This window comes from uncultured Winogradskyella sp., from assembly GCF_963975125.1.
Taxonomy (GTDB): Bacteria; Bacteroidota; Bacteroidia; order Flavobacteriales; family Flavobacteriaceae; genus Winogradskyella.
This window is the reverse complement of the sequence record NZ_CAXBGB010000073.1, coordinates 1-16,770: the sequence shown is the minus strand read 5'-3', so window position 1 is coordinate 16,770 and position 16,770 is coordinate 1. Positions and strand designations below refer to the sequence as shown.

Here is a 16,770-nt window from a genome sequence, read left to right as displayed (position 1 = left end):
TAGTTAATAAATTAAAGCTCCACACTTTCTCCAATACCCAACAACATTAAATCCTTATCCTTCTCATAGAATTTACGCTTAGCTTCTTCGTGGTTAATTTCTATATAACCAAAAGTATCAAAATGGTAGCCTAAGATTTTATCGCACTCTACAAAATCACTTGCTAAAATAGCATCGTTGACTCCCATGGTAAAGTTATCTCCAATAGGTAAAATGGCTAAGTCTAGCTTGGTTTGTAATGGAATGAGTTTCATATCCATAGTCAACGCTGTATCACCAGCTATATATATGTTTTTGTGTTCACCTTCAATAATAAAACCACCTGGTTGTCCTCCATATTTTCCATCTGGAAAAGATGATGTGTGTATGGCATTGACATACTTTAGGTTTCCAAATTCAAAATCCCAAGAGCCACCATGATTCATTGGATGTGCTTCTAATCCTAAACCTTGATAATGCACTACGATTTCGTAATTAGAAACAATCACAGCACCTGTGCGTTTTGCAATAGTTTCAACATCTAAAGTATGGTCTTGATGTGCGTGGGTTACTAAAATATAATTCGCCTTTAAGGTTTCGATATTAATAACTGATGCTTTTTCGTTTCCTGTAATAAAAGGATCTACTAAAATATGGATGTCTTTAATCTGTATGCCTAAGCAAGCATGACCGTAGAATGTAATTTTCATTTGTTAATATTTAAAGAATAAAACTGTCCTTAAAATTAAAACAAAATATAACCAATACCTAGCAGTAATGCGAATAGAAATGTTGATAGTGCTAATACTTTTAATTGACTATCAAAATCATCAGGTTGCTTAGCCGCTTTCATCTTTTTTACATGGATTACAAGGGGAATAAAAGCCAATAAATACAAGAAATTATAAGGCTCTACATAATACAAAATTGAGAATACAACTGTAATAATCATCGCACCAATTATCAGAAAATAATGATATTTTTTAGCGCGATCTAAACCTAATTTTACTGCCATTGTAATTTTGCCAGCACTAGCATCAGAGTAAATATCTCGCATATTGTTAAGATTTAACACTCCAACACTTAATAAACCTAAAGCAATTGCAGGAAAAATAACAACATGATCTATAGTATGCATGTAAAGCAAATAACTCCCTATGGTACTCAATAATCCAAAAAACACAAAAACAAAGACATCTCCTAAAGCTCTATAGCCATAAGGTGAATCTCCCATAGTATAATTTAGAGCTGCATAAACAGACAAGCCACCAAGAAAAATAAATAGCAACAGAAAAAGAAAGTTAGCAGGCCCAAAAGCGGCCCAAATAAGAGATATAGTTAGGATGATAACCACTATAATATTAAACTTTATAGCATCGAGCATTTCGTCTGGTGTAATCTCTCCACTTTGAATTGCTCGTTCTGGACCAACACGTTCTTCATTGTCGGTTCCTTTAACTCCATCACCATAATCGTTTGCTAGATTAGATAGCACCTGTAAACTCATGGTCGTTAAAATAGCAAGTACTAAAACCAACCAACTAAAATGACCATTATAATAGGCAAAACTAGTCCCTAAAATAATTCCAGAAACCGATAATGGTAATGTTCTTAAGCGCATTGCAGAAAGCCATGGTTTAATTTTTTTCATTATAACTAATTTAGATTAAGGTATCCATTTCTTCGGAAAGTTAGGCTTCCTCTTTTCTAAAAAGGCATCTCTACCTTCTTTTGCTTCGTCTGTCATATAAGCCAATCGTGTGGCTTCACCTGCAAAAACTTGTTGACCAACCATACCATCATCTGTAAGATTCATGGCAAATTTTAGCATTTTTATTGATGTAGGGGATTTAGCTAATATTTCTTGTGCCCACTCGTAGGCCGTAGTTTCTAATTCGGAATGTGCAATTACAGCATTTACCATTCCCATGTCATAAGCTTCTTGAGCTGAATAATTACGTCCTAAGAAGAAAATTTCTCTTGCTCTTTTCTGACCGACCATTTTAGCCAAATATGCAGAACCATAACCACCATCAAAACTTGTGACATCAGCATCGGTCTGTTTAAAAATAGCATGCTCTTTACTTGCTAAAGTTAAATCGCATACCACATGCAAACTATGACCACCTCCAACAGCCCAACCAGGCACAACAGCAATAACTGCTTTTGGCATAAAACGAATTAAACGCTGTACTTCTAATATGTTTAAACGATGATAACCATCTTCACCTACATAACCTTGCTTACCTCTAGCTTTTTGATCGCCTCCAGAACAGAAACTCCAAATACCATCTTTAGAGGATGGTCCTTCTGCACTTAAGAGTACAACACCTATATTTACATCTTCATTTGCATCATAAAATGCATCATAAAGCTCAGAAGTAGTTTTTGGACGAAAGGCGTTTCGTACATCAGGACGATTAAACGCTATTCTTGCAACACCATTACATTTAGAATATGTAATATCTTCATAAGATTTGGCAATGTTCCAATCTATATGGTTCATTTTTTTCAATATTTAGAACGCAAAAATAAGGAATTAATAATAATGCTCTAAGAGTAATTTTTTATTAGATTTTGTTATGCAAGCATAATATATTTGCATGTTTTTATAATTAAAATGATTAAAAACCCTTACCTAAATAGCAAAGACTATACTCTTCTTAATGTTAAATTAGGAAAAGTCTATCTATTTGATAATTATGTAATTACAGAATTTAATGAAGGAGTGGATATTAACTTTGACAACTTTAATGAGGTTACAGAGATTATAAAAAAACAATTTGATGATAAACCTTTTGGCTTTATTGCCAACCGATTAAACTCCTACTCTATTAATTTAACTGATGCATCAGAATTTAATTCAAATTTTCCGAATTTGAAAGCTTACGCAATCGTGGTCTATAATTCATTAACACAACGGGTTTTTGAAATAGAGAATCATTTCTTTAAATTTAATAGACAAGCCTTTAAATCTATTGAACAAGCTATAGAGTGGGTTGAAGACACCTTGCATAAAAAATAATAGACTTAATAACCTAGTCTAATATTTTAATATCTACCAAAAAATCCATTTTTGATAATTAGCAGTATTGCTAGTCAAATGAATGCGAAAATCGAAAGCAGTTTCTGTGAATGGCAGGATATCTGCTTTCACAACTTGAATGAAGGCTTAAATAACCTTTACCAAAGAGAAAAAGACAACACTAAATTAATCGAATGCCATCTTGATCTATAGTAATTAAACGATCTTTATACAGTGCGCCAATTGCCTTTTTAAAACTCTTTTTACTCATCTGTAGCATAGCTTTAATTTGCTCTGGATCTGATTTATCGCTTAAAGGAATAAAGCCACCATTATCGTGTAATTCATTTAATATCTGTTCTGCATTAGGTTCTATATTTCTGTAACCAATCTGATTTAATGAAATATCTAACTTATTATCATTACGTACTTTTTTAACAATCCCTTTTAGTCTGTCTCCTACACTAATATCTTTATAAATATCATCTTTAAATACGAGGCCCAAATGGGTTTTATTTACGATAACATTCATTCCTAATTCTGAAGGATGAGATACAATAAGATCTACTTCATCAAATTGTGCAACTGTTAATTCTTTATTGTCTAAAAATCGATTGGTTTTACTAGAAGCAACTAAACGCTCTGTTTCATCATCTAAGTAACAATGCACCAAATACCAACCACCAGCTTTCATTTTAAAAGCTTGTTCTCTAAAAGGGCAAAACAATTCTTTTACCAAACCCCAATCTAAAAAAGCTCCGAAATCAGTAACTTGGTTACAACGTAATAAAGCAAAATCACCACTTTTAACATAAGGTTTGTCTGTTGTAGCTACAGGTCTTTCTTCATTATCTAAATAGACAAATACTTCGATCTTCTCTCCTATTTCAAAAACTTCTGGCACATAACGATTAGGAAGTAAAACTTCACCTTCAGCACCATCACCTAAAAATAATCCTGGTTCTGTATCTCTAAGAATTTCTAGCGCATTGTATTCACCTAACTTTATCATGGCGCAAAGGTATTGATAATAGTGTATAAAAAAAGCGCTATAATTATTTTATTATAACGCTTCTATATACTTTAAATTTCTCTACTAATAAACAGATGCTTTGTTAAAATGTTTACACAATAAATAATAAACTACTGCTCTATATTTATTTCTATTAGATTGTCCATAAGTATCCATTACAGATGCTATAGCCTTATCTAAATCAGAACTATCTTTTAATCCTAATTTTTTGATTAAATAATTGTTTTTTACTGTCGCTAATTCTTTTTCGTCAGAACCAGAAACGGTAGAAGAATCTGCATTATAAATTGAAGGCCCTAAACCAACGGTTACTTTGGTTAATAAATCCATATCTGCGTTAACACCACATTTGTCTTTTAAATCTGCCGCATACTTTGCGATTAAATCATCTCTTTTACTCATTTTGTTATTGTTTTAGGTTTAATAAATCGTCTCACTAAAGGTAAGTATTTTTTAGACACACAAAAAGCGAACAAGTCACTTCTAACAATATATAACTTAAATTTTACTTTATAAATTTAAAATAATCTAAGAGTATCTCATCATTACTTCTAGATGGCGTAAATATTTCTAATAACTTTGGTCTTTTAGAAGTTTCGTAAAATGCTACTAATTCATTTCCTAAAGATGCTTCATCAGCAGCATTGTGATAATCAAAACCATACATCTCACACAATTGCTTAGCTGTTAAATGATGCTTTGTTTCAAAAAAAGTATCAAAATTTTCTGTATTCTTATGACCTGGCAAAATCCTAAAAATGCCACCTCCTTTATTATTAATAACAATAATCCTAAAGTTATTAGGAATATAATTGTTCCAAAGTGCATTACTATCGTAAAAGAAACTTAAATCACCAGTAATGAATGTGGTGCGTTGTTTATTCACAACTGCAGATCCAATAGCTGTGCTAGTACTACCATCTATACCACTTGTGCCTCTGTTACAAAATACTTGAATATCTTTTCTAATCTGAAACAGCTGTGTATATCTTATCGCAGAACTATTGCCTACTTGTAACTGACTTTGCTCTGGCAAGCCCTTTAAAATAGTTTTAAAAACAGTAAAATCTGAAAAGGAAGTCGTTTTTAAATAATCTTCGTGCATTTTACGACGTTTTTGTCGCACAGTTGTCCAAGTAGCTTTATAATTACTTTTTGTATAAAGTGTTACTTGTGGTAGAAATTTGCTTAAAAATGTATTTGGTGATAACTCAATATGCTTATCTAAGCAAAAAAATGTGTCATTAGCTTTAAACAAACCAACATGCCAATGATGATTTGGTTTATGTTGTCGCAAGAATGCTTTAATCTTTTTTGAAACTACTAATCCTCCAAAAGTTAATAATATCTCTGGTTGAAGGCTTTTAAATTCATACATCTCTAATGGTGCAATAATCTTATCAATTCCAGGAAAAAAATCTTGATGATGTAAATTAGATGTCGTTTCGGTAAATACTAAAACACTATCATCGTTGGCTAGTTCTTGTAACCATTTTTTTTCAATAGAATTGGGTTTTAAAACACCAACTAAAATCATCTTGCGCTTAGCGCTATACCAGATATCTAAAAGGCTTTTAATCTCAAAATCATCCACTTTTTCTATTCTATTCTGAATTTTAAATGGCTTTGGGTTTATAGTTAACGCATTAACAGTATTGTATAAAGGCTCATCAAACGGAATATTAATGTGAATAGGACCAGATTTTAGTTTAGATACTGTTAAAGCATCATGAACTTCAGATTCATTATAAGATTGAATATCATTTTGAAGTTCTTCTTCATTAATATTCTGTTGTCCTTTTTTTAAATCTAACTTTAGATTCGCGCTATATAATACATGGTCTCCATAGACGTTTTTCTGTTTTATGGTTTGCCCATCTCCAATATTTAGCAAATGTTTTGGTCTATCTGCTGACAATACTATTAACGGAATATTACTATAATAAGCTTCTGCAATCGCTGGATAATAATTTAACAAAGCACTACCAGAAGTACAGACTACTGCAACTGGATCTTTTATTTGCTGAGCGATTCCAAGTCCGAAAAAAGCAGCACATCGCTCATCTACAATACTATAACAATTAAAAAAATCATCGTTAGTAAACCCTATGGTTAACGGAGCATTTCTACTTCCTGGTGAAATTATAATATGCTTAATATTATGCGTTTTGCATAATGTTACTACAGTTTGAGATAAAGGTATTTTAGAGTACTTCATGTACTTACAAATATAGAAAAATCTATAAGTTCTTAACCAAGCACATTACCAATTGTTTGGGTTTTATTAACTGTTTCTTCCCACTCATTTTCTGGGTTAGAATCTTTGGTAATGCCGCCTCCAACATAAATGATAGCTTTATCATTACGTAATTGCATACAGCGTAAATTCACATAAAAATTAGACTGTGTTTTTACAGAAGCGTATGCATCGTTCTCAACATTCCTTCTGTTGGTATTTCTTGTTTTAGACTGTTTTAAATTAAGCTCACCAAGGAATCCTGTATAATATTCACGATTATAACCTTCATTCTTAAGAATAAAATCCTTGGCTTCCTGTTTAGGAAAACCACAAACTGCAGGTGTAGGATGTAATGCTTTAATAATAGAATTTAAGCTAGACGCATCATCAATACGACTTGTAATACGTGTTTTAAGATGTAATAAATTTCCTGCTCTAACAGTTTCAACCTCCGAAATAGTAATTCGATTCGTATATGGCTCTATTTGATTAGTAATATAATCTGTAACTATTTGTTGCTCTTCAAACTCTTTATTGGTCCAATAAATTTCAGTGTTTTCATTATAAGGTTGAGTTCCAGCCAGTGAAATAGTTGTTAATTGCTTCCCTTCTACCTTAAATAATAACTCTGGAGTCGCACCAATCCACAAACCAACTTTAGGATGGTACCAACAATACACCATTGCATTTTTGTGGGTGTTAAATAGCCTTTTAAAAGTATCTAATGGATTACTATTTTTATTCTCTTTTTTGATAATTCGTGATAGAACTACTTTTTCTAAATCATCATTTTTAATGGTATCTATACCTTTCTTAACTAAGTTGATGTGATTGTGTTTAGCTTTTTCATTAGAACTTAACCGTTCTTTAACGATATCACCTTCTACTTTAAACTCAGTTTCAACTTCAATAGTGTAATGCTCGCAATGCAATTGTGGAAAAAGGATACTAGATTTACTTTTATCAAAAGGTGCAAAAACAAATCCACTTTCAGAAAAAACCTCTGTAGTATGTAATACATCATTTTGTTGTAACCAACACTTAATTAATGAATCGATTGGCCTACTATAAACTACAAAAGGTAATTGATTAGAATAATGTATTTCTAAAGCACTAAAAAACGAATCTATGTTCATTCTCTACTTTGTTTTAGGGAGTGTGATCGTAGATAACCTACAAATAGAAATCAAATTATCTGCTTCATCAGTTATTCTAATATCTAACAATTGTGTGGTACGTCCTTTATGTAAAAACGTAGCCTTCGCATATACAAAACCATCTTTTACGCTCTTAAGGTGATTCGCTGTTATTTCTAATCCTCTCACAAAGTACGTTTCTAAATCCGTAAAAATATGAGACGCAAAACTGCCAACACTTTCCGCCAAAGCTGCTGTAGCTCCACCATGCAAAACACCATCTGGTTGGTGTACTCTTGGTGTTACTGGCATTCTTGCAATTAAGAAATCATCTCCATAATCTACAATCTCAATACTTAAAGTTTCTAACAAAGTGTTTTTGCTTACTGCGTTAAGCTTAGCCATAAATTCTTCCTTAGATAACTGCATAGAATATAGTATTTTTATTGTCTAAAGCAAAGATACTTAAACTGCCAAGAATAATGAATTCGCAAGAGAAAGAAATCATCTATAATACCCAAAACTCATACTCTACTTTAAACCAACTTACAGAACGTACAAAAACAGTTTGGTTTGTTTGTCATGGCATGGGTTATCTAAGTCATTATTTTCTTAAATATTTTAAAGGCTTAAATCCCGAAGAGAATTATATCATCGCTCCACAAGCTCCGAATAAGTATTATATTCAACCAAAAATGCATGTTGGCGCTAATTGGTTAACTAGAAATGATACTGAAACCGGAATAATAAATATTCTAAATTATTTTGATGCAGTTTTTGAAGCTGAACAAATTCCAAAAGATGTTGACCTCGTTATTCTAGGTTATTCTCAAGGAGTTAGTGTGGCTATGCGTTATATGGCGAAAAGGAAATTGCAATGTAGTCAGCTGATATTGCATTCTGGCGGAATTCCTAAAGAATTGAATGTCGAAGATTTTGAATATTTATATGAAACTACTAAAGTGAAATTGATTTATGGTACTGATGATGAATATTTGGATGAAACTCGTATAAAACAAGAATATGAAAGAGCCACTGAACTATTTGGCAATAGTGTAATTAATCTTCCGTTTGTAGGAAAGCATGTCGTTAATGTGAAATATATAAATGATTTGATATGAACATACCAACCCTAGAAAACAACAGAGTAAAACTCACGTTACTAGACCTAAGTAATTACAAAAATTTAGAATCTATAGCTAAAGAAGAAGACCTCATTTTCTACTCGCCTTCAGATATTTCTACACCAGAGAAATTACGTGATTACGTCCAAGCAGCTGTTGATGGCTATTACCACAAAACAACTATTCCTTTTATTATTTACGATAAGGAAAAAGAAACTTATGCTGGCTCAACACGTTTTGGATTAATGAACAGGAAAAACAAACTACTACACATTGGTTGGACTTGGGTTGGACACGATTTTCAAGGCACTGGCTTGAATAGCAATATAAAATTTTTAATGCTAAAATATGTATTTGAAACTCTAGAATTTGAAAAGATAGAATTCCGAATTGATGAGCGTAATAATAAGTCTCGTAGAGCAGTTGAAAAGCTAGGAGCTACACTAGAAGGCATTCTTCGTAAAGACACCCTTATGAATGATGACTTTAGACGAAGTACATGCTGTTATGGCATCTTAAAAGAAGAATGGCCAAATATTAAAGCAACAGTTTTTAAAGCATTTTAACTCGTTTGCTGTAACGTTTTGTTTTTTTCCTTAAGAATAGCTAGTTGCTTTTCTATAAACGTAATGGCTTGTTCTGTTTTGTAACTTGTTTTAGACGCAAGGTCTTTAAACTCTTCTTTTAGCCTTTCTTTGCCAGAAGTAGCTGCTTTAGATAAATCGTCTTTAATCTCTGTAAAATCACTAGTTATTTGATTTTTTATATCCTTACCTTCTTTTTTAAGCGTATTTCTTGTTGTACTGCCTTTTTCTGGTGCTACTAATACACCAATTCCTGCTCCTATTAAAACACCTAATACAATGGCTCCTTTATAAATCATAATTTTTTTCTATTAACTATTAAACTTATTTACTTATAAGTCTTAAAACATTCTGATTTGTTACAAACAAGTTTATTTCCAAGGGTTTGCATAAGTAAAATTAATATAGGAGACCATAAACTAAAGACTGCGTTTTAGATTCTTATTAAATGATTTAGTTTTCAGTACGTCTCATTTGAGGATTTAATGCATTACCGCCTCTTAAGAATACCAGCATGTTATATTTTGTTTCCCAAAACAAATCATTTTCCCATTCTGTTTTAAGTTCTTCGGGAGTTAAGCCTAAATCAGCATAATACGCTCTAATAAAAAATCATCGCAAATTCTTTCATAATTTCTAAAACTTAAGGCTCTTAATCGTTAGAATAGCAATCCGAACGATTATAATACAAACTTTAAATATAAATAGTATATTTTCCCTTTTTTAATGAGAAAGCCCTATGAAAACTATTTTTATAATTTTAGCCTTATTATTTATTAACACAAGTAATGCTCAATTTATATCTGAAGATGACGCAAAACATTTTGTAGTTGGTGCAGTATTATCTGGCACAACGTATTCATTAATTTATGGTAAAACAAAGAATAAATCAAAAGCGTTTTGGTATAGTATAGGCGTTTCAGCTCTAGCCGGACTTTCTAAAGAGATTTATGACGGATATATTATATCTGGCCGTTTTGATACTGGCGAATTAGTTTCTACAATCACAGGTGGTTTAATTGTTAGTTACACTTTTAGTATCTTTACAGGTGAAAAAAAGAAGCAAAAGAAAAAAGAACTAGCTTATATTAACAAGTTGTAATACATTTAAAAAAAATCGAGAATGATAAGAAATAATTGGAATGAAAAATGGAAAGAAATCGAATTTGACGAAAATATTTCTGAAAACGAAAAGTTTAAAATATCAAGTTACGGCAGAATTATAAACTGTAAAAAAGAAGAAGAATTTCTTGTAAAAGAATATTTTATAAATGGTTATCAAAATCTACCTCTTAAACAAAAGAGAAACGGAAAATTGACCAGTCGCTATGTTCATAAACTTGTTGGCGAGCATTTTCTTGAAAAAAATGACGGGATTTACGTAATTCATTTGAATTATGATAAAACCGACAATCGTGTTGATAACCTAAAATGGGCTACTAAAAGAGAAAAAGAGGTACACCAATTCAGTAATCCTGAATATAAAAATAGACCTCGGAAAAGAACCTATGCTAAACTGACCGAAACAAGAGTTAAACTCATAAAACGAAAAATAAACGATCCAAATAGAAGAACACGAATGAAAATGATTGCAAAACAATTCGGGATTTCAGAAATGCAACTTTACCGCATAAAAAATGGCGAAAATTGGAGTTCTGTAACTGAATAAAATATATTTCAATTACACCTATAAGACTATGCTAGTAAAGTCTTTTCGAGAGGTTTGTATTTATATTTGCGAAGGCTACCAAATTTTTAAATTTGACTATACTTTGAAAAGAAAATTAAACATAAAAATTGAAAATTCAGTCTTGTGTTAATCCGAAAAGTTAGCGTCTTTTTACACGTTACGTTTCATACACAAACAGTTGTGCTTCATTATTTACCAAATCATTCTGCATTCAATAACCTAACGCAACAAATCTAAAATATACATTATAAAAATAACTCCCGAACACAATGCGCGAATAGCAAAAATGACATTCGCATCAGTGTATCCACACTACATCACCAAGGTTGAGACTAAAGGCAGAACAAAGGGAGAATTGCATCAGGTAATAGAATGGCTGACTGGATTTGACGACAAAAAACTGAGTGAACTCATCAATGAGAAAGTAACTTTTGAAATCTTTTTTGAGAGAGCAAAATTAAACCCCAAAGCACAATTAATAAAAGGAGTAATTTGTGGTTATCGGATAGAAGAAATTGAAAATCCAATAACAAAACAAGCAAGATATTTAGATAAGTTAGTGGACGAATTGGCAAAAGGCAGAAAAATGGAAAAGATTTTAAGGCAATAATTAATATCGAAACTATGGCAAAAACAAAGACAACTTACACAAGGAAAAACGTAATAGGTTTTATAAACTCAAACGTTGACAACGAAATGAAAAAAGCCGACAGTTTTCGACTAATAGAACTAATGCAAAAATGGTCTGGCTCTGAACCCAAAATGTGGGGACCGACTATTATAGGATTTGGCAACTACCACTACAAATATGCTAGCGGACACGAAGGCGATGCACCTGTTCTTGGATTTTCTCCGAGAAAAGCAGCATTCTCGCTCTACGTATATTCTGATACAGAAAGAAGTAAATTGTTGTTAAATGACCTCGGTAAATTTAAAATGGGTAAAGCCTGCATTTATGTGAAAAAACTTTCTGACATTAATATTTCGGTTTTACAAGAACTCAGTATAGAATCAATTAAATACATTAACGAGCATCACGAAAGTTCTTGCAGAATAAAACAAACCAATTAAAGAAAGACAGAAACACTACTATTTACAATGTTTAAAATTAATAGCTAGTGCAAGCTTACTTACGAAAATCCTTGTAGATTTTATATTCGGTTTGTATTTGCTAAATTAGGTGCTTAAAAGACGTAAAAAACCATATAAAAACATGTTGACTCTGAGTCTATTATAGATGTTGGTTTAGAGAAAATTCAAAATAATTTCTTAAAAAAAGAGATTGCCAGCTTTTCGAATAAAATCGTAAAAATTATTTAAAATGGGAATATTTAGTTTTATAGAACGAGAAAAATTTATTGACTAACATTATGTGCAAAGCTTTGGAGAGAATATAGGAATAGTTGTTTACAATCCGTTTGATTCAAAGAACCTTTTAAAGAACGACTAACAGATACTCAAAAATTATTGAAGATTAAAAAGACTATAATAAATCAAACTTTGGATGCCTATAAGTAATTGCTTGTTTTCACTTACTTTTGAAAATCCTCGCTGATTCTATATCGAACATATCATAAACAAACCGTTAAACGTTTTATTATTTCTTTAATAGAAAGTATTTCTTTTGTATGCTCAATACTTGGACCAGCTACCCAAACTGTTTTATAAGTCGCTTTTTTAGCAGCTTTTTCAGTCGCTTTCATGCCTATAGAAAACCGCACCATTTTTACCCATTTTTTAAGACTTTTATTTTTGTTCAAAAGGTTTTCTAACCAAGTTGCTTTAGTACCTATTTTCTGAACATATGGAGTATTAATTACGGTACAAGGTGTACCAGAAATACGCTCTGTCATAATAATATCATCTGCTCCATAATCTACACAAGCTTGTTTGTAATCATTAGTTACACCTGCTTCAATTGAAGCGATGAAAGGACTACCAACAGAAACACCTTCTGCACCATAGCTCAACATATTGTCAATATCAGCTTTGCAACCTACTCCACCAGCAGAAATTATAGGAATATTTAATTCTTTATTTAATAGGCTTGTTAATTGCTCTGGTGATAAATTTCCTCTGTGTCCACCAGCTTCACTATTTACCGCAATAGCTGCATCTGCACCTAGTTGTTCAACTTTTTTAGCAAACTTTAAATCGGTAACATCACAAAATACTTTGATTCCTACAGCATGTGCTTGTCTTATAGTTTCTTCAGGACTACCCAATGAGGTTATAATAAAATCGCAACCTTCTTCGCAAATGACTTTTAATTGTCCTTTATACTTAATATTTGATTTATTTACAATCAAATTGAATCCAAATGAACCACCTTCTACTTTATTCGCTCTTAATTCTTTTAGAGCAACTCTTAGCTCATCTAATGTTCTGTAATTTAATGCAGGAATACAACCAGCAATACCTGCTTTCATAGCTTCTGTTACCATTGCTACATTAGACACCAAAAACATTGGGGCTTGAATTATTGGGTATTTTGTATTGAGGAGTTGAGTGAGTTTTGTTTCCATAAAATCTAAATTGCGAATGAACAAATATACTATATTTTATTATGCGCGCATAACACTTGTTATTCTAAAAAGCGATAATAACCACACTTTAAGTATGCCCCTTCTGTAAAAGTAACAGGATGATCACTATCGTGTTTAGTTTTTAGCAAGGTATCATATAATCTAGATTGAGAATTAAGTGCCTGCACATTTAAATCGTAGAAAGCTTGAGCTAAAACTCGTGAAGAACAAGATGCCAAAACTAATAAGCCTTTTTTAGTCGTTAATTTTGCCCCTAGTTCTGCCAATTGTGCATATTTCTTTTTGGCTAAATCAATTTCAGATTGTTGCTTTGCAAAACTTGGAGGATCAATGACGACCACATCAAAACGCTTTCCTTTGTTTATTAAAGCTTTCATTTCTTTAAAGGCATCACCAGCCATAGTTTTATGGATACCTGAGTATTCATTTAGTTTTCCATTTTCAACGGCTAAATCTAAGGCTTGTTTACTTATGTCTAAACTTGTCACTTCTGTTGCTTCATTTGCGAGAGCATGTACAGAAAAACCACCAGCATAAGAAAACACATCCAAGACTGTTTTTCCTTTACTTAACTCTCCTACACGTCTCCTATTATCTCTATGATCTAAAAAGTAACCTGTTTTATGTCCTTTAATGACGTTAGCTGTAAACTTTACTCCATGCTCTACAAACTTAACAACTTCATTATTTAAAATTCCGTAAACCACCTGACCATCTATTAAAGCATGTGTTTTACTATTCTGTAGGTTTCTACTCAAACGCATGATAACAGTTTTGGCATTTGAAATTTGTTGTAAACTTTTTAGAATGGATTCTAAGTAAGGCAACCATATTTCGGAATATAACTTTACAACTAAAACAGAATCATAGACATCTGCTATCAATCCAGGAAATCCATCATTTTCTCCAAAGAGCAACCGATAGCTATTAGTTTTAGTTCTCAGTAGTTCTGATCGTTTCTCAAAAGCAATTTCAATTTTATGATGAAAGAAATCTGAATTAACTTCTACTTTATCTTCAGTATTATGGATAATCTTAATTCGTATTGGGGAATTAGCATCATATAAACCTAAACCAATAACCTTGTTTTTATTCTTGCTAAATATTATCGCTAAATCCCCTGTTTTTGCATCCTCATTAACTTTAACTATACTATTTGAAAATACCCAAGGATGTCCCTTTACTACAAACTGCTCTCCTTTAGCATTGAGCTTAACTGCTAAATTCTTTGTTTTGTGGATAGTATCGAATGTTACATTAAATGCCATATTTATTTTAAACTTATTAATACATAGCTTAGTTTTAAAAGCACAAATTAACCTTAAAAAAGTCAATCAATCATCATCCTGTAGTTAAAACTATACCCTTTATCCCCATTTATGGGTATAAGCGTTGATATTTGGTATCTTTGAAAAATAGATCCCTCTCTATCATTAACTGTTAATTTAATAAAATTAAATTCTTGTAGTAACCTATTTTAAGAAACATGAAGAATATTTTAATTTATGGTGCTTCTGGCCATGGTAAAATGATAGTGGATATTATTCTTAAGAATAATAAATACACAATCAAAGGGTTTATTGATTCTTACAAACCACTTAAGGAAGACATTTACGGATATAAAGTTATTGGGAGTTTAAACGAACTTGCATACCTAATTAAAGTGCATAACATTTACGGAATTGTAATTGGTATAGGTGATAACAGTATAAGACAAAGAGCATATCATAAAATTGCAGAAATCGCTCCAACTTTAAAATTCGTATCGGTAATTCATCCTAGTGCAGTATTAGCTAATGATATTGTGATACCTAAAGGTGTTGTGATTATGCCCAATGCTGTCGTAAATGCTAATGCAAAGGTTGGTGAATTCTGTATTTTAAACACAAAATCATCTTTAGGGCATGATTCTACAATGGCTGATTTTTCTAGTTTGGCATCTGGTGCTATTGTAAGTGGTAATGTAAAGATTGGTCTTTGCTCTGCAATTTGTCTTAGAGCATCAATAATACAAAATGTAACAATAGGAAATCATACAGTTATTGGTGCGGTTTCATTGGTCTTAAAATCTATTGGTGATTGCAAGCAAGCCTTTGGTATTCCAATAAACACGATTAAGGATAGAGAACCAGATTCTAAATATTTAACCTAAAAACATTATAGTTAATTATTTTATTACATGACAAAAATTTAGAATAGAACTATAAACGACATATATATAGCATATTACGGCTATTTCGTTAGGTAGACCTCACAGGTTTTGAAAACCTGTGAGGTCTTTGTTGTCCTGAAAATGGTGTGTTTTATTTCTCAAAATTAATTTTTGTCATGTACTTAAGTCAATTATATATAAAATTCATTCACTACTTCTCGCCTTTTCCCAGAATCCAATAAGGGAATCTCATCTACGTAATTGATTTTTATAATGGCATCTTCTCCAAAATGTTCTTTATAATCAGAAATCAATCTAGTTTCATCAATAAACTGATCTGTATTTAGATTAAAGTGGTACTCTATCTTACTTTTTTGAACTAATTGAAATTGTTTAAATTTACCATAATCCAATAATCGTAATGATAAATGTGAAGATATTAAACTACCTTTTGTATTGTAGAGTTGATCTACTTTTCTACCTGAAATTTCGGTAAAAAAAGGTTGTCCTTTTTCATCTAATTCCATAACACCAATATCTCCTGTGTCATATCTAATAAGAGGTGTTGCAAAGTTGTATAAATCTGTTAAGACAATGCGCCCTGATTCTCCATGTGGTAACTCATTATCTTCGTTTAATGCCAGAATCTCCATAACGTAGCTCGAATCATTGATTCTAAATTTTAAATCTTCAGAGTTTATTTGTTGCGCCATTATACCAGTTTCATTATTAGAATATCGAGATAATGGTACGACTCCAAAATACTTCTGTGTTGCTTTTTTTGTATAAGTATTTAAAGTCTCAGAAATTGTAATTATAGATTTGGTTTTAAATTGAATTGGATGCTCATCCAAGGTATCTAGATATTTACAAATCTTTTCAAAAGCAGATGGGTAACCTACAAAACTAATACTTGTTTTGCGTTTATTGAGCTTGGTTATGAGTTCAGAAATGCCCTCTTCAGACAGGTTTAATATATTCCAAGGCATTATATTTTTAAGTAAAAAATCTAGTTTCAACTTTAAACTCGACGTTTTAGGCCAAATTCTAATAAACACTAAAAAATCACCAATCTCATAATTAGATTTTGAAGAGAAGTGAATATTATCAGCTTTTATTTTATAAACCTTTTCTTTGTTTTGATAGAGGCTAAAAGGTGAACCTGTAGATCCGCTTGTAGAAACCACTTTACATCCTTTTTTATTGAACTTATTAGAGAAAAACATATCAAAATTATCGCGAATTAAGTTTTTATTGACCAC

The 16,770-nt window shown here is 31.6% G+C and carries 20 protein-coding genes; 8 read left to right on the top strand and 12 right to left on the bottom strand.

The genetic code is table 11. The features are described from left to right. Positions 1-11 precede the first annotated feature (11 nt). The 3 genes from AAC053_RS10935 to AAC053_RS10925 are packed head-to-tail and all read right to left on the bottom strand — an operon-like array spanning position 12 to position 2,485. The gene (locus AAC053_RS10935) at positions 12-689 is read right to left on the bottom strand and encodes a metal-dependent hydrolase (protein ID WP_339756314.1); all 678 of its coding nucleotides are present in this window, start codon (positions 687-689) and stop codon (positions 12-14) included. A gap of 35 nt (positions 690-724) precedes the next feature. Next, the gene (gene menA, locus AAC053_RS10930; RefSeq protein ID WP_339756311.1) at positions 725-1,630 is read right to left on the bottom strand and encodes a 1,4-dihydroxy-2-naphthoate octaprenyltransferase; all 906 of its coding nucleotides are present in this window, start codon (positions 1,628-1,630) and stop codon (positions 725-727) included. 15 nt (positions 1,631-1,645) lie between these two features. Continuing rightward, positions 1,646-2,485, bottom strand: a complete 840-nt coding sequence (locus AAC053_RS10925; protein WP_339756308.1) for a 1,4-dihydroxy-2-naphthoyl-CoA synthase — start codon at positions 2,483-2,485, stop codon at positions 1,646-1,648. Between the two features lie 114 nt (positions 2,486-2,599). On the opposite strand from AAC053_RS10925, the gene AAC053_RS10920 reads away from it, so the two are divergent. Beyond that, positions 2,600-3,004, top strand: a complete 405-nt coding sequence (locus AAC053_RS10920) for a hypothetical protein (protein WP_339756305.1) — start codon at positions 2,600-2,602, stop codon at positions 3,002-3,004. Between the two features lie 181 nt (positions 3,005-3,185). On the opposite strand, the gene AAC053_RS10915 is transcribed toward AAC053_RS10920, so the two are convergent. The 5 genes from AAC053_RS10915 to AAC053_RS10895 form a co-directional block, all read right to left on the bottom strand. After that, positions 3,186-4,016, bottom strand: coding sequence for a S1-like domain-containing RNA-binding protein (locus tag AAC053_RS10915; RefSeq protein WP_339756303.1), 831 nt, complete (start codon positions 4,014-4,016; stop codon positions 3,186-3,188). Positions 4,017-4,100: 84 nt separating this feature from the next. Continuing rightward, positions 4,101-4,439, bottom strand: coding sequence for a DUF2853 family protein (locus AAC053_RS10910; RefSeq protein ID WP_339756300.1), 339 nt, complete (start codon positions 4,437-4,439; stop codon positions 4,101-4,103). A gap of 103 nt (positions 4,440-4,542) precedes the next feature. Then, positions 4,543-6,255, bottom strand: coding sequence for a 2-succinyl-5-enolpyruvyl-6-hydroxy-3-cyclohexene-1-carboxylic-acid synthase (gene menD / locus AAC053_RS10905; protein WP_339756297.1), 1,713 nt, complete (start codon positions 6,253-6,255; stop codon positions 4,543-4,545). Positions 6,256-6,287: 32 nt separating this feature from the next. Next, on the bottom strand, positions 6,288-7,412 hold the full coding sequence (locus AAC053_RS10900) for a chorismate-binding protein (RefSeq protein ID WP_339756295.1): 1,125 nt from the start codon (positions 7,410-7,412) through the stop codon (positions 6,288-6,290). A gap of 3 nt (positions 7,413-7,415) precedes the next feature. Further along, the gene (locus tag AAC053_RS10895) at positions 7,416-7,841 is read right to left on the bottom strand and encodes a hotdog fold thioesterase (RefSeq protein WP_339756292.1); all 426 of its coding nucleotides are present in this window, start codon (positions 7,839-7,841) and stop codon (positions 7,416-7,418) included. A 53-nt stretch (positions 7,842-7,894) separates the two neighbouring features. Between AAC053_RS10895 and AAC053_RS10890 the strand changes: the two genes are divergently transcribed. Next, a complete protein-coding gene (locus tag AAC053_RS10890; protein WP_339756289.1) occupies positions 7,895-8,533 on the top strand; it encodes an esterase in 639 nt (212 codons plus the stop codon). After that, the gene (locus AAC053_RS10885) at positions 8,530-9,102 is read left to right on the top strand and encodes a GNAT family protein (RefSeq protein WP_339756286.1); all 573 of its coding nucleotides are present in this window, start codon (positions 8,530-8,532) and stop codon (positions 9,100-9,102) included. The genes AAC053_RS10890 and AAC053_RS10885 overlap by 4 nt, the downstream gene beginning before the upstream one ends. On the opposite strand, the gene AAC053_RS10880 is transcribed toward AAC053_RS10885, so the two are convergent. Next, entirely contained in the window at positions 9,099-9,419 is a 321-nt protein-coding gene (locus AAC053_RS10880) for a YtxH domain-containing protein (RefSeq protein ID WP_339756284.1), read from the bottom strand. The genes AAC053_RS10885 and AAC053_RS10880 overlap by 4 nt on opposite strands. Before the next feature lie 440 nt (positions 9,420-9,859). Here AAC053_RS10880 and AAC053_RS10875 point away from each other — a divergent pair, with 440 nt between their 5' ends. The 4 genes from AAC053_RS10875 (at position 9,860) to AAC053_RS10860 (ending at position 11,881) form a co-directional block, all read left to right on the top strand. Next, positions 9,860-10,222, top strand: a complete 363-nt coding sequence (locus AAC053_RS10875) for a hypothetical protein (RefSeq protein WP_339756282.1) — start codon at positions 9,860-9,862, stop codon at positions 10,220-10,222. Positions 10,223-10,243: 21 nt separating this feature from the next. Then, positions 10,244-10,789 carry an HNH endonuclease gene (locus AAC053_RS10870; protein WP_339756279.1) on the top strand — a complete coding sequence of 182 codons (546 nt, stop codon included), beginning with the start codon at positions 10,244-10,246 and terminating at the stop codon, positions 10,787-10,789. A 268-nt stretch (positions 10,790-11,057) separates the two neighbouring features. Beyond that, positions 11,058-11,420 carry a DUF2200 domain-containing protein gene (locus tag AAC053_RS10865; protein ID WP_339756317.1) on the top strand — a complete coding sequence of 121 codons (363 nt, stop codon included), beginning with the start codon at positions 11,058-11,060 and terminating at the stop codon, positions 11,418-11,420. A 14-nt stretch (positions 11,421-11,434) separates the two neighbouring features. Further along, on the top strand, positions 11,435-11,881 hold the full coding sequence (locus AAC053_RS10860; protein ID WP_339756277.1) for a DUF1801 domain-containing protein: 447 nt from the start codon (positions 11,435-11,437) through the stop codon (positions 11,879-11,881). A gap of 500 nt (positions 11,882-12,381) precedes the next feature. On the opposite strand, the gene AAC053_RS10855 is transcribed toward AAC053_RS10860, so the two are convergent. Both AAC053_RS10855 and AAC053_RS10850 read right to left on the bottom strand, forming a co-directional pair. Next, positions 12,382-13,335 carry a nitronate monooxygenase gene (locus AAC053_RS10855; RefSeq protein WP_339756273.1) on the bottom strand — a complete coding sequence of 318 codons (954 nt, stop codon included), beginning with the start codon at positions 13,333-13,335 and terminating at the stop codon, positions 12,382-12,384. A 59-nt stretch (positions 13,336-13,394) separates the two neighbouring features. Continuing rightward, positions 13,395-14,624, bottom strand: coding sequence for a class I SAM-dependent rRNA methyltransferase (locus tag AAC053_RS10850; protein WP_339756270.1), 1,230 nt, complete (start codon positions 14,622-14,624; stop codon positions 13,395-13,397). A 218-nt stretch (positions 14,625-14,842) separates the two neighbouring features. On the opposite strand from AAC053_RS10850, the gene AAC053_RS10845 reads away from it, so the two are divergent. Beyond that, a complete protein-coding gene (locus AAC053_RS10845; protein ID WP_339756267.1) occupies positions 14,843-15,508 on the top strand; it encodes an acetyltransferase in 666 nt (221 codons plus the stop codon). Between the two features lie 191 nt (positions 15,509-15,699). On the opposite strand, the gene AAC053_RS10840 is transcribed toward AAC053_RS10845, so the two are convergent. Further along, positions 15,700-16,770: CoF synthetase (locus AAC053_RS10840; RefSeq protein WP_339756264.1), on the bottom strand; the 1,071-nt coding region annotated here is incomplete at its 5' end.

Bases quoted from the DNA above. Each gene is read 5' to 3' on its own strand.
- AAC053_RS10935 (WP_339756314.1), bottom strand. From the start codon at position 689: ATGAAAATTACATTCTACGGTCATGCTTGCTTAGGCATACAGATTAAA.
- menA (WP_339756311.1), bottom strand. From the start codon at position 1,630: ATGAAAAAAATTAAACCATGGCTTTCTGCAATGCGCTTAAGAACATTA.
- AAC053_RS10925 (WP_339756308.1), bottom strand. From the start codon at position 2,485: ATGAACCATATAGATTGGAACATTGCCAAATCTTATGAAGATATTACA.
- AAC053_RS10920 (WP_339756305.1), top strand. From the start codon at position 2,600: ATGATTAAAAACCCTTACCTAAATAGCAAAGACTATACTCTTCTTAAT.
- AAC053_RS10915 (WP_339756303.1), bottom strand. From the start codon at position 4,016: ATGATAAAGTTAGGTGAATACAATGCGCTAGAAATTCTTAGAGATACA.
- AAC053_RS10910 (WP_339756300.1), bottom strand. From the start codon at position 4,439: ATGAGTAAAAGAGATGATTTAATCGCAAAGTATGCGGCAGATTTAAAA.
- menD (WP_339756297.1), bottom strand. From the start codon at position 6,255: ATGAAGTACTCTAAAATACCTTTATCTCAAACTGTAGTAACATTATGC.
- AAC053_RS10900 (WP_339756295.1), bottom strand. From the start codon at position 7,412: ATGAACATAGATTCGTTTTTTAGTGCTTTAGAAATACATTATTCTAAT.
- AAC053_RS10895 (WP_339756292.1), bottom strand. From the start codon at position 7,841: ATGCAGTTATCTAAGGAAGAATTTATGGCTAAGCTTAACGCAGTAAGC.
- AAC053_RS10890 (WP_339756289.1), top strand. From the start codon at position 7,895: ATGAATTCGCAAGAGAAAGAAATCATCTATAATACCCAAAACTCATAC.
- AAC053_RS10885 (WP_339756286.1), top strand. From the start codon at position 8,530: ATGAACATACCAACCCTAGAAAACAACAGAGTAAAACTCACGTTACTA.
- AAC053_RS10880 (WP_339756284.1), bottom strand. From the start codon at position 9,419: ATGATTTATAAAGGAGCCATTGTATTAGGTGTTTTAATAGGAGCAGGA.
- AAC053_RS10875 (WP_339756282.1), top strand. From the start codon at position 9,860: ATGAAAACTATTTTTATAATTTTAGCCTTATTATTTATTAACACAAGT.
- AAC053_RS10870 (WP_339756279.1), top strand. From the start codon at position 10,244: ATGATAAGAAATAATTGGAATGAAAAATGGAAAGAAATCGAATTTGAC.
- AAC053_RS10860 (WP_339756277.1), top strand. From the start codon at position 11,435: ATGGCAAAAACAAAGACAACTTACACAAGGAAAAACGTAATAGGTTTT.
- AAC053_RS10855 (WP_339756273.1), bottom strand. From the start codon at position 13,335: ATGGAAACAAAACTCACTCAACTCCTCAATACAAAATACCCAATAATT.
- AAC053_RS10850 (WP_339756270.1), bottom strand. From the start codon at position 14,624: ATGGCATTTAATGTAACATTCGATACTATCCACAAAACAAAGAATTTA.
- AAC053_RS10845 (WP_339756267.1), top strand. From the start codon at position 14,843: ATGAAGAATATTTTAATTTATGGTGCTTCTGGCCATGGTAAAATGATA.